At 67.1% G+C, this 20,891-nt stretch carries 19 protein-coding genes, 1 tRNA gene and 2 rRNA genes; 8 read left to right on the top strand and 14 right to left on the bottom strand.

Annotated features, from left to right (window positions below):
- Positions 1-15: 15 nt before the first annotated feature.
- From ACNJ7K_RS17680 to ACNJ7K_RS17670, 3 genes are all read right to left on the bottom strand, one after another.
- Positions 16-2,352, bottom strand: coding sequence for an MMPL family transporter (locus ACNJ7K_RS17680; protein WP_159416942.1), 2,337 nt, complete (start codon positions 2,350-2,352; stop codon positions 16-18).
- A 67-nt stretch (positions 2,353-2,419) separates the two neighbouring features.
- Entirely contained in the window at positions 2,420-3,013 is a 594-nt protein-coding gene (locus tag ACNJ7K_RS17675; RefSeq protein ID WP_159416943.1) for a TetR/AcrR family transcriptional regulator, read from the bottom strand.
- Positions 3,014-3,109: 96 nt separating this feature from the next.
- A complete protein-coding gene (locus ACNJ7K_RS17670; RefSeq protein WP_159416944.1) occupies positions 3,110-3,574 on the bottom strand; it encodes an RrF2 family transcriptional regulator in 465 nt (154 codons plus the stop codon).
- Between the two features lie 196 nt (positions 3,575-3,770).
- Here ACNJ7K_RS17670 and ACNJ7K_RS17665 point away from each other — a divergent pair, with 196 nt between their 5' ends.
- A complete protein-coding gene (locus ACNJ7K_RS17665; RefSeq protein WP_159416945.1) occupies positions 3,771-4,718 on the top strand; it encodes a sterol desaturase family protein in 948 nt (315 codons plus the stop codon).
- Here ACNJ7K_RS17665 and ACNJ7K_RS17660 read toward each other — a convergent pair.
- Positions 4,699-5,385 carry a YceI family protein gene (locus ACNJ7K_RS17660; protein WP_159416946.1) on the bottom strand — a complete coding sequence of 229 codons (687 nt, stop codon included), beginning with the start codon at positions 5,383-5,385 and terminating at the stop codon, positions 4,699-4,701. The two genes, ACNJ7K_RS17665 and ACNJ7K_RS17660, sit on opposite strands and share 20 nt — an antisense overlap.
- Positions 5,386-5,394: 9 nt before the next feature.
- Positions 5,395-6,873, bottom strand: a complete 1,479-nt coding sequence (locus tag ACNJ7K_RS17655) for an MFS transporter (protein ID WP_225623798.1) — start codon at positions 6,871-6,873, stop codon at positions 5,395-5,397.
- Between the two features lie 164 nt (positions 6,874-7,037).
- Between ACNJ7K_RS17655 and ACNJ7K_RS17650 the strand changes: the two genes are divergently transcribed.
- Together ACNJ7K_RS17650 and ACNJ7K_RS17645 are read left to right on the top strand one after the other, a co-directional pair.
- On the top strand, positions 7,038-7,580 hold the full coding sequence (locus ACNJ7K_RS17650; RefSeq protein ID WP_487042008.1) for a TetR family transcriptional regulator: 543 nt from the start codon (positions 7,038-7,040) through the stop codon (positions 7,578-7,580).
- A gap of 73 nt (positions 7,581-7,653) precedes the next feature.
- Positions 7,654-8,280: a maleylpyruvate isomerase family mycothiol-dependent enzyme gene (locus ACNJ7K_RS17645; RefSeq protein ID WP_159416949.1), complete on the top strand. Its 627-nt coding sequence runs from the start codon at positions 7,654-7,656 to the stop codon at positions 8,278-8,280.
- An 11-nt stretch (positions 8,281-8,291) separates the two neighbouring features.
- On the opposite strand, the gene ACNJ7K_RS17640 is transcribed toward ACNJ7K_RS17645, so the two are convergent.
- Entirely contained in the window at positions 8,292-8,795 is a 504-nt protein-coding gene (locus ACNJ7K_RS17640; protein ID WP_159416950.1) for a metallophosphoesterase family protein, read from the bottom strand.
- Between the two features lie 60 nt (positions 8,796-8,855).
- Between ACNJ7K_RS17640 and ACNJ7K_RS17635 the strand changes: the two genes are divergently transcribed.
- Both ACNJ7K_RS17635 and ACNJ7K_RS17630 read left to right on the top strand, forming a co-directional pair.
- Positions 8,856-9,653, top strand: a complete 798-nt coding sequence (locus ACNJ7K_RS17635) for an SDR family oxidoreductase (RefSeq protein WP_159416951.1) — start codon at positions 8,856-8,858, stop codon at positions 9,651-9,653.
- 70 nt (positions 9,654-9,723) lie between these two features.
- Positions 9,724-10,344: a hypothetical protein gene (locus ACNJ7K_RS17630; protein ID WP_487042007.1), complete on the top strand. Its 621-nt coding sequence runs from the start codon at positions 9,724-9,726 to the stop codon at positions 10,342-10,344.
- On the opposite strand, the gene ACNJ7K_RS17625 is transcribed toward ACNJ7K_RS17630, so the two are convergent.
- The 4 genes from ACNJ7K_RS17625 to ACNJ7K_RS17610 all read right to left on the bottom strand — a co-directional run bounded on the left by ACNJ7K_RS17625 (position 10,298) and on the right by ACNJ7K_RS17610 (position 12,527).
- Positions 10,298-11,101: an alpha/beta fold hydrolase gene (locus tag ACNJ7K_RS17625; protein ID WP_159416953.1), complete on the bottom strand. Its 804-nt coding sequence runs from the start codon at positions 11,099-11,101 to the stop codon at positions 10,298-10,300. The two genes, ACNJ7K_RS17630 and ACNJ7K_RS17625, sit on opposite strands and share 47 nt — an antisense overlap.
- 251 nt (positions 11,102-11,352) lie before the next feature.
- Positions 11,353-11,443: transfer RNA gene (locus tag ACNJ7K_RS17620), tRNA-Ser, on the bottom strand.
- A 46-nt stretch (positions 11,444-11,489) separates the two neighbouring features.
- On the bottom strand, positions 11,490-11,966 hold the full coding sequence (locus ACNJ7K_RS17615) for a nucleoside deaminase (protein ID WP_159416954.1): 477 nt from the start codon (positions 11,964-11,966) through the stop codon (positions 11,490-11,492).
- A complete protein-coding gene (locus tag ACNJ7K_RS17610; RefSeq protein WP_487042006.1) occupies positions 11,967-12,527 on the bottom strand; it encodes a tRNA adenosine deaminase-associated protein in 561 nt (186 codons plus the stop codon).
- A 48-nt stretch (positions 12,528-12,575) separates the two neighbouring features.
- Between ACNJ7K_RS17610 and ACNJ7K_RS17605 the strand changes: the two genes are divergently transcribed.
- Both ACNJ7K_RS17605 and ACNJ7K_RS17600 read left to right on the top strand, forming a co-directional pair.
- Positions 12,576-13,538, top strand: coding sequence for a prephenate dehydrogenase (locus tag ACNJ7K_RS17605; RefSeq protein ID WP_487042036.1), 963 nt, complete (start codon positions 12,576-12,578; stop codon positions 13,536-13,538).
- Positions 13,526-14,872, top strand: coding sequence for an amidase (locus ACNJ7K_RS17600; RefSeq protein ID WP_016692928.1), 1,347 nt, complete (start codon positions 13,526-13,528; stop codon positions 14,870-14,872). The genes ACNJ7K_RS17605 and ACNJ7K_RS17600 overlap by 13 nt, the downstream gene beginning before the upstream one ends.
- On the opposite strand, the gene ACNJ7K_RS17595 is transcribed toward ACNJ7K_RS17600, so the two are convergent.
- Positions 14,869-15,468, bottom strand: coding sequence for a putative glycolipid-binding domain-containing protein (locus tag ACNJ7K_RS17595; RefSeq protein ID WP_080597685.1), 600 nt, complete (start codon positions 15,466-15,468; stop codon positions 14,869-14,871). The two genes, ACNJ7K_RS17600 and ACNJ7K_RS17595, sit on opposite strands and share 4 nt — an antisense overlap.
- Before the next feature lie 85 nt (positions 15,469-15,553).
- Positions 15,554-16,573, bottom strand: a complete 1,020-nt coding sequence (locus ACNJ7K_RS17590) for a hypothetical protein (RefSeq protein WP_159416956.1) — start codon at positions 16,571-16,573, stop codon at positions 15,554-15,556.
- A gap of 112 nt (positions 16,574-16,685) precedes the next feature.
- Between ACNJ7K_RS17590 and ACNJ7K_RS17585 the strand changes: the two genes are divergently transcribed.
- Positions 16,686-17,846 carry a GIY-YIG nuclease family protein gene (locus tag ACNJ7K_RS17585; protein ID WP_120281119.1) on the top strand — a complete coding sequence of 387 codons (1,161 nt, stop codon included), beginning with the start codon at positions 16,686-16,688 and terminating at the stop codon, positions 17,844-17,846.
- Positions 17,847-17,984: 138 nt separating this feature from the next.
- On the opposite strand, the gene rrf is transcribed toward ACNJ7K_RS17585, so the two are convergent.
- Together rrf and ACNJ7K_RS17575 are read right to left on the bottom strand one after the other, a co-directional pair.
- Positions 17,985-18,101 (bottom strand): 5S ribosomal RNA (gene rrf, locus ACNJ7K_RS17580).
- Between the two features lie 110 nt (positions 18,102-18,211).
- A 23S ribosomal RNA gene (locus ACNJ7K_RS17575) occupies positions 18,212-20,891 on the bottom strand; the annotation flags it as partial.

Raw genomic sequence — 20,891 nt, 5'->3', positions numbered from 1 at the left:
CCGCCCGGGGGTTCGTCATACTCGTGCGGATTCCGGTGCGGGCTCGGTGGCACCGAGCTCGCGAGTGAGCTTCTCGCCCTCGACGTCGACGTTCGGAAGGATCCGGTCGAGCCACTTCGGCAGCCACCACGCCTTGTCGCCGAGCAGCGCCATCACCGACGGGATGATGACCATGCGGACGATGAAGGCGTCGAAGAAGACCGCCGCCGCGAGTGCGAAACCGATCGACTTGATCAGCGAGTCCGGTTCGGCGATGAACGCCGCGAACACCGAGATCATGATGATCGCCGCTGCGCTCACCACGCGGGCGCCGTGCGCGAAACCGCTGCGGACGGCCTCGAGTGCGCTCGCGCCGTGCACGTAGTCCTCACGCATACGCGTCACCAGGAACACCTGGTAGTCCATCGCGAGACCGAAGACGACGCCGATGAGGATGATCGGCATGAAGCTCACGATGGGCTGCGGGTTGGCGATCAGGCCGCCCCAGCCCTCCTGGAAGACCGCGACGGTGGCACCGAAGGTCGCCAGGACGCTGAGCAGGAAGCCGAGGGTCGCGGTGAGCGGCACCAGGATCGAGCGGAACACCAGCATCAGCAGGATGAAGGCGAGGCCGACGACGACCGCGAGGTACGGAGCCAGTGCGCTCTGGAGGCTGTCGGAGACGTCGCCCTCGAGCGCGGTCTGGCCGGTCACGCCGTAGGACAGGCCGAACTCCTCGTTCAGCTCGGTCTCACCGTCGCGGATGCTCTGGACGAGGTCCATCGTCGCGGGATCGGTCGGGCCGCTGCGCGGGGTGACGAGGATCTGGGCGGTGTCGCCGGCCTCGTTCACCGCGACGATCTGGGCGTTGACGACCTCGTCGTGCTCGTACAGGGCCCCCACCACGGCGCCGAAGGCGACCGGCGGCTCCACCTCGGCGTCGCGGGCGTCGGCGACGACCACCAGCGGACCGTTGCGGCCGGGACCGAAGCCGTCGTCGACCAGTTCGTAAGCCTTACGGGCGCTGGTGGCGGGATCCGCGGTGGCCTCCGAGGGCAGCGCCAGCTGCAGGCCGGTGGCAGGCAGGGCGAGAGCGCCGAGGACGACCACGCCGCCGACGAGCGGGATCAGCGGGCGGCGCGTGAGGACGCCCACGAACTTGGCACCCGCGCCGGGGTTGTCCTCTCCGTGCTCGCGCTTGTTCAGGAACGGGATCCGGCCGGCGAAGGCCTTCTCACCGAACAGTCCGAGCACGGCGGGCAGCAGCGACACGGCGATGAGCACGGCCATGAGCACCGTGAACGCGGCGGCGTAACCCATCACCGACAGGAACGGGATGCCCACGACGCTCAGCGCCATGAGGGCGATGATGACCGTCAGGCCCGCGAAGACGACCGCGGAACCGGCGGTGCCCACGGCGCGTCCGGCGGCCTCGCCGCGATCCGAGGTGGCGGTGAGTTCGTGCCGGAACCGGGACACGATGAACAGGGAGTAGTCGATCGCCACGGCCAGGCCGATCATGATCGCCAGCGTCGGGGTCATCGAGCTGAGGTCGGCGAAGCCCGTGGCGATGGTGATGCCGAGGCTGCCGATGCCGACACCGACGAGTGCGGTGATCAGCGGAAGTCCGGCGGCGACGAGCGAACCGAAGGTCAGGGTGAGCACGATGGCGGCGATGCCGATGCCGATGAGCTCGGCGGTGCCACCGGGCATGGTCATCTCGGCGGCGGCCGTACCGCTGACCTCGACGGTCAGGCCGGCGTCACGGCCGATCTCGGCGGCGTCGAAGATCTGGTCGCGCAGGGCCTGGTCGACGTCGGTGATCTCGCCCTCGAACGGGACGGTGACGAAGCCGACGGTGCGGTCGGCGCTCAGCGGCGACAGGGCCTGGGCGTCGGACAGCGCAGTCTCTTCGGGGGTGCCCTGCTGCGCGGCGACGGCCTTCATCTGTTCGACGAGACCGGCGTCGGCGAGGACCGGGTTCACCAGTGCGCCGGCCTGTTCCTCCGGCGAGGCGGTGGCGGGATCGACCTTGGCGGGCGGTGAGACGCGGTCGATGCCACGGACTGCGGCGAGGACCTCGTCGACGGCGGCCAGGTTCCCCGGGTCGTCGAGCGTCTGCCCGTCGGGCGCGGCGAAGACGTACCGCGCGCTGAGCCCGTTCATCGGATCCTCGGTCGAGGGGAACCGCTCGGCCATGAGGTCCTGGGTCTTCTGCGCGGGGGTGCCCGGAAGCGTGAACGCGTCAGTGGTGGGCCCGGACAGAGTCGCTGCACCGACCCCGAAGAGCACGAGCAGCGCGATCCAGAAGGACAGCACTGCGCCCTTCCGTCTGTGGGCGAACTTGCCCAGCCGGTACAGGTAGGTCGCCACGGGGCACCCTTTCTATGTCGGAAGATCCTGGTGGGGTCGGATGGTCGGAACGGGCAGAGGTCCGGGGTCAGGAGAATCCGCGTCGGAGCTGGTCGAACGCCTCGCGGATCAGCTCTTCGACCGACCTGTCCGTCGTCCCGGTCGCGTGTGTCTCCATGGCCGCGCGCACGGCGCCCATGGCGGCGTAGTTCAGCAGCGAGGGATACAGATCGGCGTCGGGGTCGGTGCCGGTGCGTTCGGCGATGATCTCGACGAGCAACTGCGACGAGCGCCGCTCGACCTCGATCTGCCGGGACAGCAGCACATTGCTCTCCTCGAGCAGGGTGATGCACGCGACGATTTCGTCGAACGGCCAGGCAGGGTTCTGCACGACGTCCAGGGCCACCGTGAGCAGCGAGTCCATGATGTCCTCGTCGGCGGGACGATCGCGCAGCAGGTCGATCCACTCCTCGACCCGGGTCTCGAGATAGGCGAGGACGGCGTCTTCCTTACTGGCGAAGTAGTTGTGGAAGGTGCGGGTCGAGACGTCCGCGCGCGCTGCGATCGCATCGGCCGTCACGGCGGACAGACCGTGTTCGCGGGCCAGTTCGGCCGCGGCGGTCGCGAGAGCCGCGCGAGTGGCTGCCTTCTTGCGGTCGCGCAGGCCGGGAGTGATGGTCACTTCATCCAAGGTACCGATTTTGCAGAGCTCTGTAAGTTTGCAGAGTTGTGCAAAGTTATGACATCGCCCACAGGCGATCCCGGCCTATCGCGGGTTTCACACCCGGCGACGCTCCCAGGCCCCCGGATCCTTCGTGAGATCCTCCACGAAACCGGGGAGGCCTCCCGTGACGACGTCCGCGAGCGACACCTCTTCGAGCACGGCGCGCAGGTTCACACGCACGGCGATCCACACGTCCTGCAGTCGTTCGGCGGCCCCGCTGTAGACGACGTCCTCGGGCCGCTCGCCGCGCACCGACGCCAACGGCCCCTCGACCGTGCGGATGATGTCGGCGATGGAGATCTCGGCCGCGGGTCGCGCGAGCCAGTAACCGCCCTCCGGTCCCCGCCGGCTGTTCACCAGCCCGCCACGACGCAGGTCGGCGAGAACCGCCTCGAGGAATTTGTGCGGGATGTTCTGCGCCGTCGCGAGGGTCTCCGCCTTCGTCAGGCGACCGTCCTCGATCGCCGCGAGTTCGAGCAGGGTCCGCACGGCGTAGTCGACCCTCGCGGTGATGTGCATGCCATGCCTCTCGCGCTGCCTGATGTCGTCGACCGGCCCGTCTCGACGGGACGGGTCAATTCCTACCAGCAATACCGGACCACCCGGAATCGTGCGGACGCGAGTCGCGACCCGGGTCGCACGGCAGGGCTCTGGTGATCCATGCCACACCAGCGGTAACGTGGACGGTTGTTCACAGCTATCGGAGGTCGTTGCGATGTGGGAAACCCTGCAGGAATCGTGGGGGTCGCTGCTCGACCCCCTCCACGATCCGGTGACCCTGGCGATTCCCGCCTTCCTCACCTTCCTGATCCTCGAATGGATCGCGGCCCGCACCCTCGAACACGTCGAACCGGGCCCCGACGGACGCGCCCATCCGCCGCGCGGCGGCTACGAGAAGCGGGACGCGCGCGCGAGCATCTCGATGGGTCTGGTCTCCATCGTCACGAGCGCCGCCTGGAAGGTACTGGCCCTCGTCGGATACTCGGCCCTGTGGGTCTACGTCGCGCCCTGGCACCTGCCCGCCGACGCCTGGTACACGTGGGTGATCCTGCTCGTCGGCATCGACGTCCTCTGGTACTGGTACCACCGGATGGCGCACCGTGTCCGCCTGGTCTGGGCGACCCACCAGGCGCACCACTCGAGCGAGTACTTCAACTACGCGACCGCGCTGCGCCAGAAGTGGAACAACAGCGGCGAGATCATCATGTGGCTGCCGCTCCCCCTGATCGGCATCCCGCCGTGGATGGTCTTCGTCGGCTTCTCCGTCAGCCTCGTCTACCAGTTCTTCGTGCACACCGAGCGGGTCGGCAAGCTCCCCCGCCCGATCGAGTTCGTGTTCAACACGCCGTCGCACCATCGGGTGCACCACGGCTCCGATCCCGACTATCTCGACCGCAACTACGCCGGCATCCTCATCATCTGGGACCGGATGTTCGGCACCTTCAAGGCCGAGGACCACCGTCCCACCTACGGGCTCACCAAGCCTGTCGGCACGTACAACATCTGGGACCTGCAGACGCACGAGTACCGGGCGATCGCCCGCGACTGGCGTACGGCCGGGACGTTCCGCGACAAGCTCGGTTACGCCTTCGGCCCGCCCGGCTGGGCGCCGAAGCAGACCCACGCGGAGGAGACCGAGAACGTCAGTTCTGCTCGAGCGTGACGAGGAAGTCGACGCTGCCCGCGCCGTCGACCGTCACGAATCCGAGGTTCGGCGGCTCCACGCCGTAGTCGGTCCAGGTGGTGGGGATGCTGCCCGACGCCACGAGTCGCTCGCCCGTGCGCAGGACGTCGACGTCGACGGTCACGGGTCGTTCGGCACCGCGCAGAGTGAGCGTGCCGGTCGCGGTGACGGTACCGATGCTACCGTCGTCGGGCAGGGTCGACAGGTCCACCGGCTCGGTGAGCGCGAACGTCGCCGTCGGGTGCGTCGCGGTGTCCATGACCCGGGTGCGGAACTGGTTGTCGCGCTGGCCGCTGTCGGTGGTGATGCCCTCGACCTGCACGACGACCTCGGCGGCCTCGAGGGTGCCGTCGGTGACGGTCGCCGAACCGGAGACCTGATCGGTGCTGCCGACCACGGTGACGTCGGCACCACGCAGGATCTCGTGCACGGTGTAACCGGCGGCGGTGCGGTTGGGTTCGGCACCCTCGACGACGGTCCACTCCCCGTCGAGCTCGCCGGTCGCGGCTTCGGCACCCTCGGTCGAGACGGACGCGGCAGGTGCGTCGTCCTCGGCGATGAACGTCCCGTAGACCCATGGGGCAACGAAGAAGCCGAGCAGCGCCACGACCACGACGGCGACGAGCGCCCACACCAGTTTCCGCATTCTGCAAATTTAAACGATCTCGGATTCCGTGTGGGGTGCTACGTCACGGCACGGGCGCAGCGTGAACCACGCGATTCCGGCGGAGGCGATCATGAGCACCACGCCGATCCCCGAGGTGATGGTGACGCCGCTGTCGAACGCCGATCCCGCGGCAGCGAGCAACGCGTCGGCCCGGTCGACGGGCAGGGTCTCGGCCACGGCGTGGGCACCACCGAGTGTCTCGCGGGCGGCCTGCGCCTGCTCCGAGCTCAGCCCGGCAGGGAGCAGCAGGTGCGCGCTGTAGGACGCGGAGAGCACCGACCCGAGGATCGCCGTACCGAGCACGGCACCCATCTCGTAGGCCGTCTCCGACACCGCCGACGCGGCACCGGCCTTCGCCGGCGGGACGCTGGAGACGATGAGGTCGTTCGACAACGTCTCCGCCGCTCCGATACCCGCGCCGAGCACCGCGAACGCCACGATGATCGGTGCGAGCGCCGACGGTGAGGCCAGCAGGAACACCAGCGCGTAGCCGGTCGCCGAGAGCAGGAGCGCGCAGACGATGATCGACGACGGCTGCACCCACCGCACGAGCACGACCACCGACATCCCGGCCACGACCATCACCGCCAGTCCCGGGACCAGGCTCAGTCCGGCCTCCATCGGGCTCTGTCCGATCACGAGTTGCAGATGCTGGGACACGAAGAACAGGAAGCCCACGAGGGAGACGACGGACAGCAGGTTCACCGCGACGGCACCGGAGAAGGTGGGTACGCGAAACAGACGGACGTCGAGCATCGGATTCGGGCGACGCAGCTGCCGGCGCACGAAGGCGACGAGCGCGACCACCCCGACCACGGCCGGGACGATGACGACGGCACCGATGCCGCTGTCGGCGATCTTCTTGACAGCGAAGACGATCGGGGCGAGGGCCAGCATCGACAGTGCGATACTGACGACGTCGATGCGGCCCGGATTCGGGTCCTTCGACTCGGGAACGAACATCGGCGCGAGCACGAGCAGCGGAATCAGTACCGGCACCGCCAGCAGGAAGACCGAACCCCACCAGGCATGTTCGAGGAGGAACCCGCCCACGATCGGCCCCAGCGCGGCACCCGCTGCGAAGCACGAGGCCCAGATCGCGATGGCGAGGCGACGTTGGCCGGCGTCGAGGAAGATGTTGCGCAGCAACGACAGCGTCGACGGCATGAGCATGGCCCCGAAGAAGCCGAGCACGCCGCGTGCCGTCACGAGCAGTTCCGCGGAGGGCGCATAGGCCGCGGCCACCGAGACGGCGGCGAAGCCGGTCGCGCCGATGAGCAGCAACCGGCGCCGTCCGATGCGGTCGCCGAGGCTGCCCATCGCCACCAGCAGGCCCGCGAGCACCAGCGGATAGATGTCGATGATCCACAGCTGTTGTGCGGCGGTGGGCTGCAGTGCGGACGAGATCCCGGGCAGCGCGAACGCAAGGACGGTGTTGTCCACCGACACGAGCAGCACGGGGAGCATGAGCACCGCGAGGGCGACCCAGTCCCGAGGAGCCGCCTTCCTCACGATGGGTTCCGAAACAGGCACAGATGTCGCCACGGATATCGAACTTTCGCGAGAGAGGAATCGAACCCTCGTTACTGTACCAGCTGGACGGTACAGTAACGACGTCGTACGATCGGGCCGTGCCACCCGCCCCAGCCGCCCGCGCCAAACTTCTCGACGCCTTCGTGACGATCCTGCTCGAGCAGGGCGAACGGGCCGCGACCCTCGAGGCCGTCGCCGCGGCCGCCGGCGTCTCGAAAGGTGGCCTGCTCTACCACTTCCCGTCGAAGGATGCTCTGGTCGAAGGTCTCGCCGAGCACGTCGAAGCGCTCGGCGCCGAGGACGTCGAACGCATGCGTGCAGCTCCCGAAGGGCCGGCGGCGTACTACATCCGCACCTCGGTCTTCGCCGACACCCCGATCGACCGGGCCATCGTCGCCCTGACCCGCCTGAGCCAGACCGCGAACCCGCGCGCCCAGCAGGCGCTGCGCCACATCCACCAGGGCTGGTTCGACGCCCTGGCGGAGGAGGTCACCGATCCCGCGGCAGCACGCGCGGTCGCGCTCATCGGCGACGGCCTCTACTACGGCGCCGCCATGTCGGGTGAGACGAGCACGACGCCGCCCGAGGACGTCGACGAACTCCTGAAGGTCGTGCGGAAACTGATCGGCCCGGGCGACTGAGTTCGGGGAGGTTGTGTGCGCCCGTTCGCGAGAAACCGAACACAACCTCCCTCGAATCGCCTACCTTGTGGCCATGACCGGGTCCGTCCTGGCGATGGCCCACGACGAGCGCGCCGACCTCGCCGATCTCCTGGAGACACTGTCGCCGGAACAGTGGGAACACCCGAGCCTCTGTGAGGGGTGGACGGTGCGGGACGTCGTCGCCCACATGATCAGCTACGAGGAGCACGGACCTCGCGACCTGGTGCGACGACTGGCGGCCACCCGATTCCGCCCGTGGAAACTCAACGAGGCCGCACTCGCCGACTATGCGGACCTCGGACCCGACGAACTCGTCCGGTTTCTGCGGAACCACCTCGATCCGCAGGGATCCACCGCAGCGCTGGGTGGTCGCGTCGGTCTCGTCGACGCCCTCATCCACCACCAGGACATCCGACGACCACTCGGCCTCGCCCGCACGGTGCCTGCCGAGCGTCTGCGTGTCGCGTTGCCGTTCGCCGTCACCGCGTTACCTCTGCGTGGATTCTGGAAGGCCCGCGGCGTGCGGCTCGTCACGACCGACCTCGGCTGGTCGCGGGGACGGGGTCCCGAAGCCGCAGGTCCGGGAGAAGCAGTGCTCATGACCATGGCGGGACGACGAGGGATCGCGCGCGAGCTGACCGGGCCGGGTGCCACAATCCTTGCCGACCGGCTGGGCTGAGCGTCCCGGTGTCAGCCCTTCTTCGGAAGCCGATGCAGTTCGACGTCGCGGAGCACGCCGGCGTCGATCGTCGCGGTCATGTAGGTGCAGTACGGCTGCCGACGCCGGTCGGTGGGTGAACCCGGGTTGAGCAGGCGCAACCCGCTCGGCGCGGTCGTGTCCCAGGGGATGTGCGAGTGGCCGAAGACGAGGACGTCGGTGTCGGAGTAGGCCGCGGCCATCCGCTTGTCGCGCCCGGTCGACGCCCCGGTCTCGTGCACCACCGCGACGCGCACACCGTCGAGGGTCACCCGCGCGACCTCCGGCAGCCGTTCCCGCAGGAGCGGACCGTCGTTGTTGCCCCAGCACGCGACCAGCTGCCGGGACCGCTCTTCCAGCGCGTCGAGCAGCGCCACGTCCATCCAGTCGCCCGCGTGGATCACCACGTCCGCACGATCCACCTCGTCCCACACCTGCGGCGGCAGGTCGCGGGCGCGCGTCGGTACGTGGGTGTCGGCGAGCAGCAGCAGACGCATGGGCCCCAGTCTGCCGTGGGTTCGCAGTGTGCCGCGGGCGCTCATGGGTAACCACGACGCATGACCACTCCAGCTCACGACAGACTCGCCATCGTCACCGGCGCCGACTCCGGCATGGGCAAGGCGACCGCCGAACTGCTCGCCGCCGAGGGGTTCGACGTCGGCATCACCTTCCACACCGACGAGGCCGGGGCCGAGGACACCCGTGCCGCGGTCGAACAGCGCGGACAGCGATGTTTCGTGGCCCGGCAGGACCTGACCAGCCCGGACACCGCCGACGTGATCGACGAACTCGCCGGGAAACTCGGCGGTCTCGGGGTGCTCGTCAACAACGCCGGCACCGGACACCGCGACGAGGTGCTCGACCTGTCCTTCGAACGGTGGCGGGAGATGCTCTCCACCGACCTCGACGGCCCGTTCCTGTGCTCCCAGCGCGCCGCGCGACACATGATCGACTCCGGTCGCGGTGGACGCATCGTCAACATCACGAGCGTCCACGAACACATCCCCCGCTACGGGGCCTCCGCCTACTGCACGGCGAAGGCCGGGCTCGGCATGCTCACGCAGTGCCTCGCCCTCGAATGGGCCCGCTACGGCATCACGGTCAACTCGGTGGCTCCCGGTGAGATTTCCACGCCCATGACCGGCATGGACGAATCCGAGGCTTTCCACGAGGAGCGACCGGGCAACCCCACCGGACGTCCCGGGCACGTCAACGAGGTCGCCTCCGTCGTCGCCTTCCTCGCGTCCCCACGCTCGTCGTACCTGACGGGGCGCTCGATCCCCGTCGACGGTGGCCTCATGTTGATGGCCGCGCACGGACACGACATGAACGACGGGAGTTGGCGCGAACTCTGACGACGACCGGCCACCCATCCGCTAGCGTCCACAGGCGGATCGGTGGTCGACTCGGAGTTGGGGGAGCTGGATGCGCACGACACCGCCTGCGGAGCGATTCGGACCGGGAACGGCGAGGGGTTACCGAGCGACCTATCGTCCCGAGGTGTGGGGAGCGTTGATCGGCGCGGGTGGTGCGTCGGCCTTCATGCTCGTGAACGGTGCCGCTCTGGGAACACCGTGGGTCTGGATCGTCGCGGCCGGGTGGGTCTGCGCCATCGTTGTTTTCGCGTGGGCCGTGCTCGTTCGGCCGCGGAGTTTCGAGCAGTTGGAGCCGCCCTCGAAGCAGGCGTCGACGATCTACTTCGTGTCGGTCGTGGCCATGGTCGTGCTGATCGTCGGTGGCGCACGTCTTCTCGCGTCGCTCGATCGTTCGGAACTGACGGTCGCGTGGGTGGTCTGTGTCGTCGGTGCGCATTTCGTTCCGTTCGCACGGGCCTTCGGCCGCGCGATGTTCCGGGTCATGGGCTGGGGAATGCTGGTGATCGGAATCGTCGGTCTGGCGGGCGGTTTCGCAGCCTCGGCCGTTGCAGCGGTCGCCGGCGTCGCGGCGGGGTTGTGGATGTTCGCCGTGATGGTCGCCGACGCTGTCGGCCGACCTCTCGTCAACGGGCGTCGGTCCGGCTCCACAGTTCGTCGAGCGCCTCGTTGACAGTTTCCGGCTGCTGGACGTGCGGGTAGAAGCCGGGAACCTCGAGTAGTTCTCCATCGATCCGGTTTGCGACGACCCGCGCCGTGATCGTCAGCGGATCTCCCGCCAGTCGCTTGTACTCGTCGGGTGCGCCCGCCCAGTCACCGATGACGACGAGCTTCGGCCACGGCGCCGCCGCGAGCGGCTCGAGGGGGATGTCGGCGTCCCAGCAAGGCCTCTCCCGCATCGACGTCGCCGCTGCGCGTAGCCGCTTCGGGGTGGGTTCCGCCGGTGGCATGCCGACGCTCTCCGTGGTGAGACGCAGATAGTCCTCCGCAGTGAGCTCGGGCGGGAGCGCTGCCTGGGACGCGCGGGCGCGGGCGAGGTTCTCGGCGACGACCGGTTCGCTCTCCGCGACCTTCAGGCACCCGGGCTGGATCAGGCACAACGAACGCACCAGGTCCGGCCGTTCCGCCGCCGCGAGCATCGCTGCGACCGCACCGTACGAATGTCCGACGAGATGGGCACCGTCACCGAGCAGTTCGACGATGTCGGCGGCATCCACCTCGTAGTCGGTGCGATGGGCCCCGTCGAGATCCGGCGAGTTACCGTGCCCGCGACGGTCCATCAGGATCAGCCGACGTGACGCCCCCAAGGGCCGTTGCCGACCGAATCCGTAGGTCTCGTCGTCTCCCCAAGCCAGCACCCCGTGCACGAGAACGGCCGGTGGGACGTCGGATTCGGCAGGTCCGACGAGCGTCGAGCTGGCGCGAGCCACTGTTCCCCCTTCCGATTGCGAGCATGCAGGCGCGAACCTATCGGAAGACCTGGGCGGACGCAGGCAGCCCGACCCACACTCCCTCAGGCGCACCTCGTCGCCTCTCCCAGTCATTCGCTACAGCTTTCGCTATCCGCTACCGCAATTGCCGCAGCGGATGGCAAAAGCCGTAGCGAATGATTCGGAGCTCCCGGCGTCGACCTCCAGACATGAGAAAAGCCCCTCACCTGCCTGAACAGGTGAGGGGCTTCTGGCGGTGGCGGTGGGATTTGAACCCACGGACGGGGGTTACCCGTCACGCGCTTTCGAGGCGCGCTCCTTCGGCCGCTCGGTCACGCCACCGCTGACGACTCTAGCGGATTGCATGCCTCATCCCGAAATCGCCTGGTCACAGCTCCGCTGCTGGACCTCGGTGTTCCCGGAAGAACGCTTCGAGCACCGACGCGCACTCCGCTTCGAGCACACCGCCGCGCACTTCGGGGCGGTGTGTGAGGCGCCGGTCGCGCACCACGTCCCACAGCGACCCGACGGCACCCGTCTTCGGTTCCCACGCCCCGAAGACCACCCGCGACACCCGGGAGAGCACCAGCGCACCCGCGCACATCGTGCAGGGCTCGAGGGTCACGGCGAGGGTTGCGCCCTCGAGACGCCATCCGTCGCCGTAGACCTGCGCTGCCGCGCGCAGGGCGAGCACCTCGGCGTGCGCGGTGGGGTCGCCGGTGGCCTCGCGGGAGTTCGCCGCCCGCGCGATCTCGGTGCCGTCCGGCCCGAACACCACCGCGCCCACCGGTACATCACCGGCGGGCGCGGCAGCGGCGGCCTCCAGCGCGACCCGGATCAATGCCTCGTCGTCGCGCAGCCCCATCTAACGGAGCTTGTCCAGGGTGTTACCCAGGACGTCGTCGAAACCGAGCCGCTGCGCGATCTCGTCGAGCTGCTCGTCGGGATACAGGTCGGTCTCCGACAGGATCACCGAGAGCACCGGCTCGGGCAGGCCCATGTCGGCCAGGATGCCGAGGTCGCCCTCCTCCCACGGCTCGACGTCGTCGAGTTCGTCGGGATCGATGTCGGGGATCTCGATGTTCAGCGCATCGAGGACGTCGGCGGCGATGTCGTAGTCGACGGCCATCGTCGCGTCGGACAGCAGCAACCTCGTTCCCGCAGGTGCGGGACGCACGATGATGAAGAACTCGTCGTCCACGTTCAGCAGACCGAACACTGCGCCGGAGCTTCTCAGCTCCCGCAACTCGGTCACTGCGGTATCGAGACTCGTCAGTGCGGCACCGGACAACGCCCGGCACTTCCAACGACCTTCCTCCCGCGTCACGGCGACGGCGAAGCCGTCGAGGTCGTCGCTCGAATTCCCGGCGGTGTTCCCGCTCTGGGTCACGGAAGGGCTCTTGTTCCCTACACGCTGTGCAGCCATGGGCGCAACGGTAGTCGGCCACGTCCGGTGAATGAAGCCCAGCACGGGATATGCCAACCTGATGAGGTGTCCTCAGCCGTCTCTTCCCCGCCCGTCTGTGTCCTCGGCCTCGGTCTGATCGGTGGTTCGCTGCTGCGTGCCGCCGCGGCGACCGGAAGGCAGGCGTGGGGTTACAACAGGTCGTCGCAGGCCGTGGAGGCCGCCGTCGCCGACGGCTTCGACGCGTCCACCGACCTCTCGGCCACGCTGCGTCGCGCCGCCGACACCGACGCCCTGGTGGTGATCGCGGTGCCGATGCCGGCGGTGGGCAGCATCCTCGAGGCGGTGGCCGAGCACGCCCCCGACGTCGCACTCACCGACGTGGTGAGCATCAAGGCGGAAGTGGCCGCTGTCGTCGCCGCTCACGGCCTGTCGCGACGTTTCGTGGGTGGACACCCCATGGCGGGTACGGCGGAGTCCGGCTGGACCGCTGGGACCGCCGACCTGTTCCGCGATGCGGTGTGGGTGGTGACCGTCGACGACGGCACCGATCCCGAGGTGTGGCGGCAGGTCGCCGACCTCGCGCTCGACTGTGGCTCCGTCGTCGTGCCCGCCGAGTCCCGGGAGCACGACGCGGCGGTCGCGCGGGTCTCCCACCTCCCCCATCTCCTTGCCGAAGCATTGGCCCTGTCGGGCGCCGGAGGTGGCGATCTCGCGCTCGGTCTCGCTGCCGGCTCGTTCCGGGACGGCACGCGGGTCGCGGCGACGGCACCGGCCCTGGTGGATGCGATGTGTGAGGGCAACGCCGAGGCCCTGCTGGTCGCGCTGGACGAGACGCTCGAGGTGCTGGGGACGGCCCGGGAGCAGCTGGCCGACCGCAGCACCTCCGAACTCACCCGCGCCGGTCATGCGGCGCGGACCCGCTACGAACAGCGTCGTCGCAATCCCATCGTCGGCACGCAGCCCGGCGACGACGGCTGGGTCGAGGCGTTCCGCGAGGCCGGACGACGCGGTGGGGTGTGGACGCGATGAACCTCCGCGACATCGCCTCGGCACTGACCACCGGCAAGACGACCCCGACCGAGCACGTCCGCTCGGTTCTCGCCGAACTCGACGCCCTCGCCGGGACCCCCTGGGAGAACGCCGTCGCCGCCCGCAACGACGAAGCAGCGCTCGAAGCCGCAGCCCTCGCCGACGAGCAGATCGCCGCCGGGAACTGGATCGGCCCCCTGCACGGCGTCGCGGTCGCGGTGAAGGACAACATCGACGTCGCCGGGTTCCCCACCCGCTGCGGCAGCGCGGTCCTCGCCGACGCTTCCCCGGCCCGGCGCGACGCTCGTGTCATCGAGAAGCTCCGCGAAGCCGGAGCCATCGTGGTGGCGAAGACCCACCTCCACGAGTTCGCCTACGGGCCCACCGGGTTGATCAATGCGTCCGGAGCGGCCTCCCACCCCCACAACCCGGATCTGATCAGCGGTGGTTCGTCGTCGGGCTCCGCAGTGCTGGTCGCGAGGGGCGTCGTGCCCGTCGCGCTGGGAACCGACACCGGCTGCAGCGTCCGCACCCCGGCGGCGCTGTGCGGGATCGTCGGATTCAAGCCGGGCTTCGGTGCTCTTCCCGAGCAGGGCGTGTTCCCGCTGTCGACGACCTTCGACCATGTCGGTCTGCTCGCCGCCGATGCCCTGGACGCCTCGCTCGCGTGGGGCGCCGTGCCGGGCATCGCGCACCTGCGCACCCCGGTCTCCGAACTGCGCATCGGACGCCTGCGGGGTGGCATCTGGGATCTGTCGTCCGTCTTCGACGAGGCCGTCGAGACGGCGTGCCGCACCCTCACGGATCTGGGCGCCCGCGTCGTCGACGTGGAACTGCCCGAGACCGACGAGATGCTCGAGCTGTATCCCGTGGTCACCGGATCGGAAGCGTACGAGACACATCGCTCCTGGTTCGAAGCCGATCCCGACCGCTACCAGCCTCCGACGGCCGCTCTGCTCGCCGCGCAACGCGACCGGCCGGCCTACGAGTACATCCACGCGGCCCGGGCGGTCGCGCGACTGCGTCACGACGTCGTGCACCGCCTCCGCACCGTGGACAAGCTCGACGCGCTGATCACCGTCACCACCGGCGTGCGTTCGGCGCCGCTGACGAGCGATCCCGTCGAGCTGCGCGCACCGCTGCTGCAGATGTGCATCCCGTTCAGCGTCCTCGGTGTCCCGGCCGTCTCGGTGCCGGCCCCGGACGGTGGGTCGTCGCCGGTCGGACTCCAGATCGTCGGCCTCACCGGCGGCACGCACGGGCACGGCAGCCACCCTGCCGAATCGGCCGCGTTCGCCGTGGCCATGGCGGTGGAGGCGTCGGGACAGCCCTAGATGCGGGAGGCGAGTCCTCGGTACTCGAGGACGAAGCCGTCCTCGTCGACGGTCACCGACGACGAAGAACGCGGCGACAGCACGTGGATGCCGTCGGACGCACTGCTGTAGACGACCGTGGCCTCCTCGATGCTGAGATCGATGAGGTTGACGTAGACGACGGGCACCTCCACGTCGTCGGCTCCGGCCTGCAGGTCGTGCCGGCGGATGGGCAGGGCGTTGAAGAACGGACTGAACACCACATCGACGTCGAGTGCCCCACCGAAGGTGGACCGCTGATGGTCGATGCCGTTGTCGGACATCCAGATGCCCTCTTCGGACCGGGTGAGGGACATGTGCCGCTCACCCGAAGCGAGGGTGGTGCGCACCGACAATCGGCGGGTGACACCGTTCTCGTCCGTCACCAGGTCGTACGACGCGCTGAAGGCCGGATGGTCGGTGCTCTCCGCACCCACGATGCGACCGGACGCCTTGATACGGCGGCCGGAGAGCTGTACTCGTACCGACTCCATCCGAGACACATCGGCCGCACGCCACGTGAGTAGCGCGGGCCACGTCGACGCGGAACCGGTGGCGTCAGAGGCTGGGGTGCTCACGGTCTATACGGTATGCGACGAAGCGCACACGGTGGGCAGCGGTGCCGTGATTCGTCCACCACACGGTTGCGGCGGGCTCATCTGCTCACGCCGTGTCCGGCAGCGCCTCGTGCCGGGACATCTGCCGCAGGTGGTGTGAGAACACCGACAGCGCGGCGGCGCCCACGGCGACGTTGAGCAGCGCCCCGAACTCCTGGACGGCGAACTCCAGCACGTCGACGAAGAAGACGGTGATCAACGCGGCCGTCCGGAGTGCACGGATCGCCCACCTTCGCCGGCGCCACAAGCCCACCGATCCCACCACGCACAGCAGGACGGTGACGCCGGAGCCGACGAGCTGGATCACGGTCACCACGTTGCTCGTCCGGGCGGCGAGATCCTCCTCCAAAGTGGCGGCTGCATTGAGGAGAATGCCGACGGAGAAAATGGTGAGCAGGGCTGCCGCGACGCGGACACTGCGTTCACCCCGCAGTCGCTCCGGCAGCCGGAGCGCCACCCACGAGAAGCGCGACGGTACCTCCCGGCACCGGGCGAGCAGGAGATCGATCTGTTCGACGACCTCGGGGTCGACTCCACCCTCACGTGCGCGTTCGAGCTGCACTCGCGCCTGGTCGCGGTCGGTCGGGGTCAGGCCGTGGGTGAGCCCGTCCGTCGCCGTGAGCGCGGCGTTGGCGAGATACTCGTCGGGCGACGGCCCGCGACGGAGGTGCACCGCTCGATTGACGACGAGCAGCAGCACGACCACCACGTACATGATCGCCACCGAGGGTCGGTAGAAGTAGTCGTTGGTCTTCGTGACGAACTTGCCGACCTCGTCGAGGAACAGGCCGAACCCGATTCCTCCGAGCAGCACCGCGATGCGGTCGGGCGCCCGGCCGATGAAGGTCAACGAGACCATCAACGCGGCGACCATGAGCAGACCGCCCCACAGCACGTGAGCGATATGCAGGACCGACCCGCCGACCTGCGGATAGCCCGTCAGGTGCAGGTACAGACGGGTGACGAGGATGGTCGCGACGGCGATGATGAGAAGTGCTTCGACCTGCGCGGACGACGCGGTGTCCCGCAACAATCGAGAACGGGAACGGGTCCGCACCGCTGTCATGGCACGCGAGCTTATCCGGCTCGGGTTCTCCTCGGGTTCTTCCTCCGGATTCGGCGGCGCGGCGCCTGCGCGGAGCGACTCGCCAATCTTGTGTGTGGCCTAGAGTCGCTCTATGCGCACAGTGTGGACAGTTCCTCCGAACATTGCCCAAACTCTGCTGGAATCTCCCGAGATCCAGATGTTCCTGACCAGCAACGAGTTGCCGGATACAGCGGACGATCCACGCCAGAGACTTGCGGAGTTCACCCACGCGCTCGGCGCCCTCAGCCGTCACATCGGACGCACCTTCGGTTCCGTGGATGCAGCCAACCGCGAACTGTTCGGCGGGTCCGCCGGGAAGGTCCCCGTGGCGCTGCGCCTGACCGTCCTGCGTGCCCTCGTGAACCATGTCGAGGACCGCGCCCCCAGCCCGAAACTGCTTCCGAAGAACATCTGCGACCAGCTCGGCGCCTACGTCTACGCCCTGCTCGACCCTCGCGACCGGAGCATCTTCTATGTCGGCGCCGGACGCGGAAATCGCATCTTCACCCTGGTCTGGACGGCGCTCGGAGAGACCTCGAAGCTGACCGAGGCCGGCGAGAAGACACCGCTGGCCACCCCCGAGACCGAGGCGGCTCTGCGGCGCATCCGAACCGTCTACGAGTCCGGCTACGCGGTGGAGCACTTCGTCGTCGCCGACGCGCTGAACCCGAAGACCGACGCCGACCACACCGCCGCAGTGACGGCCGAAGCGGTCATCGCGGCGCTCGGACTGACCGAACCGCACCGCGGCGAATGCGTACTCACCAACCTGGCGGGCGCAACCGAGGAGTCGGAAGCCGACCGCGCCGCCATCCCGATCGCCGAGCTCGTTCGTCAGTACTCGGCCTCGCCCGCTCCCGAACTGCCGACGCCGTGCGTCGTGCTGCGGGTCAACGAGGCGAAGAAGGCGTCGCCGGCGGCGGTGCGCGAACTCGCGTCCAAGCCGTGGCCGGCCGGGTCGGCAGCGCGTGGGATCGACGGCCTGCCGATCATCGTCGTCGCAGACAACATCGTCCGGGCGGTCTATCGCGCCACCGGATGGGAGGCGGCGGCTCGCACGGAGGACAACGGCGGCACGATCCTCTACCGGTTCGTCGGGGAGGCCGACGAAGAGCTCGAGGGCAAGTTCGTCAACACTCGCGTCACGCCCGACCGGCTGGGTCTCAAGCGTTGGCCGTCGCACGGTTGGGCTCCGCGTCTGACGCGTGCTCTGCCGCGGCCGGTCGCGCGTCCGAAGGCGCCGCGCCCCTGATACTTCGACTGCTTCCCGGTTCGTCTGCGGACCGGGAAGCAGCTCGTGACGGTTCTCGAAAACCGTTGGGCCGGGACATTTTCTGCATACGAAAACACGAAAGGGGACCCACAGTGTGGGTCCCCTTTCGGAACGGGTGTTCGGCGGTGTCCTACTCTCCCACACCCTGTCGAGTGCAGTACCATCGGCGCAGACAGGCTTAGCTTCCGGGTTCGGAATGGGACCGGGCGTTTCCCTGTCGCTATGGCCGCCGTAACTCTATGAAACAATATTCCACGCATCGGATTCGGTTCTCCCGCAGGGGGATTTCCGGTATCTGATGTGTGTGTTGTTTCAGATACCGCACAGTGGACGCGTAACATCTTCGTGGTAAGTCCTCGGCCTATTAGTACCGGTCACCTCCACCCATTGCTGGGCTTCCAGTTCCGGCCTATCAACCCGGTGGTCTGCCGGGGGCCTTACCCCCTCGAGGGGGTGAGAAACCTCATCTTGGAACAGGCTTCCCGCTTAGATGCTTTCAGCGGTTATCCCTTCCGAACGTAGCCAACCAGCCATGCCCCTGGCGGGACAACTGGCACACCAGAGGTTCGTCCGTCCCGGTCCTCTCGTACTAGGGACAGCCTTCCTCAAGTTTCTAACGCGCGCGGCGGATAGAGACCGAACTGTCTCACGACGTTCTAAACCCAGCTCGCGTGCCGCTTTAATGGGCGAACAGCCCAACCCTTGGGACCTACTCCAGCCCCAGGATGCGACGAGCCGACATCGAGGTGCCAAACCATCCCGTCGATATGGACTCTTGGGGAAGATCAGCCTGTTATCCCCGGGGTACCTTTTATCCGTTGAGCGACACCGCTTCCACATGCCGGTGCCGGATCACTAGTCCCGACTTTCGTCCCTGCTCGACCTGTCAGTCTCACAGTCAAGCTCCCTTGTGCACTTGCACTCGACACCTGATTGCCAACCAGGCTGAGGGAACCTTTGGGCGCCTCCGTTACATTTTGGGAGGCAACCGCCCCAGTTAAACTACCCACCAGGCACTGTCCCTGAACCAGATCATGGTCCGAGGTTAGAGGTCCAATACGATCAGAGTGGTATTTCAACAACGACTCCACCCATACTGGCGTATGAGCTTCACAGTCTCCCACCTATCCTACACAAACCGAACCGAACACCAATACCAAGCTATAGTGAAGGTCCCGGGGTCTTTTCGTCCTGCCGCGCGTAACGAGCATCTTTACTCGTAATGCAATTTCGCCGAGTCTGTGGTCGAGACAGCAGAGAAGTCGTTACGCCATTCGTGCAGGTCGGAACTTACCCGACAAGGAATTTCGCTACCTTAGGATGGTTATAGTTACCACCGCCGTTTACTGGGGCTTAAATTCTCAGCTTCGCCACCGAAATGGCTAACCGGTCCTCTTAACCTTCCAGCACCGGGCAGGCGTCAGTCCGTATACATCGTCTTACGACTTCGCACGGACCTGTGTTTTTAGTAAACAGTCGCTTCTCTCTGGTCTCTGCGACCACCCCCAGCTCGGACCGCTAGGATCGTCACCGGGCGTGGTCCCCCTTCTCCCGAAGTTACGGGGGCATTTTGCCGAGTTCCTTAACCACAGTTCTCTCGATCGCCTCGGTATTCTCTACCTGACCACCTGTGTCGGTTTGGGGTACGGGCCGTGTACCAACTCACTAGAGGCTTTTCTCGGCAGCATAGGATCACTGAATTCCCCTCAACGGGTACGCATCACCTCTCAGGCTGTATGTGACACGGATTTGCCTATGTCACGCCCTACCGGCTTACACCAGGTATTCCATCACCTGGCCCAGCTACCTTCCTGCGTCACCCCATCGCTTGACTACTACAATCAGGGTCCCGTGCAGCCAGTTCGTCGACTCCCGAAGGAGACGACCAACCTTTTGGACGGTTAGCACAACTGATTCGCCATTGGGCGCGGATACACGGGTACGGGAATATCAACCCGTTGTCCATCGACTACGCCTGTCGGCCTCGCCTTAGGTCCCGACTCACCCTGGGCGGATTAACCTGGCCCAGGAACCCTTGGTCATCCGGCGGACGAGTTTCTCACTCGTCTTTCGCTACTCATGCCTGCATTCTCACTCGCGCAGCCTCCACACCTGGATCACTCCGGCGCTTCTACGGCTGCACGACGCTCCCCTACCCACCCACACACCTGGCTGAATCTCCGTGGAGACCCAGCGGGTTCATGTGAGTGCCGCGGCTTCGGCGGTGTACTTGAGCCCCGCTACATTGTCGGCGCAGAACCACTTGACCAGTGAGCTATTACGCACTCTTTCAAGGGTGGCTGCTTCTAAGCCAACCTCCTGGTTGTCTCAGCGATCCCACATCCTTTTCCACTTAGTACACGCTTAGGGGCCTTAGCCGGCGATCTGGGCTGTTTCCCTCTCGACTACGAAGCTTATCCCCCGCAGTCTCACTGCCGCGCTCTCACTCACCGGCATTCGGAGTTTGGCTGATTTCGGTAAGCTTGTGGGCCCCCTAGACCATCCAGTAGCTCTACCTCCGGTGAGAAACACGCGACGCTGCACCTAAATGCATTTCGGGGAGAACCAGCTATCACGGAGTTTGATTGGCCTTTCACCCCTACCCACAACTCATCCCCTCAGTTTTCAACCTAAGTGGGTTCGGGCCTCCACGACGTCTTACCATCGCTTCACCCTGGCCATGGGTAGATCACTCCGCTTCGGGTCTAGAACATGCCACTACAGACGCCCTATTCGGACTCGCTTTCGCTACGACTACCCCACACGGGTTAACCTCGCGACATGCCACTAACTCGCAGGCTCATTCTTCAAAAGGCACGCCATCACCCCCAGCAGCAAGCTGCTCGAAGGCTCTGACGGATTGTAAGCGCACGGTTTCAGGTACTATTTCACTCCCCTCCCGGGGTACTTTTCACCTTTCCCTCACGGTACTAGTCCGCTATCGGTCACCAGGGAGTATTCAGGCTTATCGGGTGGTCCCGACAGATTCACACCGGATTTCACGGGCCCGGTGCTACTCGGGTA

Source organism: Rhodococcus shunpengi, from assembly GCF_048381395.1.
Lineage (GTDB): Bacteria > Actinomycetota > Actinomycetes > Mycobacteriales > Mycobacteriaceae > Rhodococcus.
Note: the sequence above shows the minus strand (reverse complement) of the source record. Positions and strands in the feature narration are given on the sequence as shown.

What these genes read in the sequence shown, in the direction of transcription:
- ACNJ7K_RS17670 (WP_159416944.1), bottom strand. Translation starts at nt 3,574, where the DNA reads ATGCACATCACCGCGAGGGTCGACTACGCCGTGCGGACCCTGCTCGAA.
- ACNJ7K_RS17665 (WP_159416945.1), top strand. Translation starts at nt 3,771, where the DNA reads ATGTGGGAAACCCTGCAGGAATCGTGGGGGTCGCTGCTCGACCCCCTC.
- ACNJ7K_RS17660 (WP_159416946.1), bottom strand. Translation starts at nt 5,385, where the DNA reads ATGCGGAAACTGGTGTGGGCGCTCGTCGCCGTCGTGGTCGTGGCGCTG.
- ACNJ7K_RS17655 (WP_225623798.1), bottom strand. Translation starts at nt 6,873, where the DNA reads ATGCTCCCCGTGCTGCTCGTGTCGGTGGACAACACCGTCCTTGCGTTC.
- ACNJ7K_RS17645 (WP_159416949.1), top strand. Translation starts at nt 7,654, where the DNA reads ATGACCGGGTCCGTCCTGGCGATGGCCCACGACGAGCGCGCCGACCTC.
- ACNJ7K_RS17640 (WP_159416950.1), bottom strand. Translation starts at nt 8,795, where the DNA reads ATGCGTCTGCTGCTGCTCGCCGACACCCACGTACCGACGCGCGCCCGC.
- ACNJ7K_RS17635 (WP_159416951.1), top strand. Translation starts at nt 8,856, where the DNA reads ATGACCACTCCAGCTCACGACAGACTCGCCATCGTCACCGGCGCCGAC.
- ACNJ7K_RS17630 (WP_487042007.1), top strand. Translation starts at nt 9,724, where the DNA reads ATGCGCACGACACCGCCTGCGGAGCGATTCGGACCGGGAACGGCGAGG.
- ACNJ7K_RS17615 (WP_159416954.1), bottom strand. Translation starts at nt 11,966, where the DNA reads ATGGGGCTGCGCGACGACGAGGCATTGATCCGGGTCGCGCTGGAGGCC.
- ACNJ7K_RS17610 (WP_487042006.1), bottom strand. Translation starts at nt 12,527, where the DNA reads ATGGCTGCACAGCGTGTAGGGAACAAGAGCCCTTCCGTGACCCAGAGC.
- ACNJ7K_RS17590 (WP_159416956.1), bottom strand. Translation starts at nt 16,573, where the DNA reads ATGACAGCGGTGCGGACCCGTTCCCGTTCTCGATTGTTGCGGGACACC.
- ACNJ7K_RS17585 (WP_120281119.1), top strand. Translation starts at nt 16,686, where the DNA reads ATGCGCACAGTGTGGACAGTTCCTCCGAACATTGCCCAAACTCTGCTG.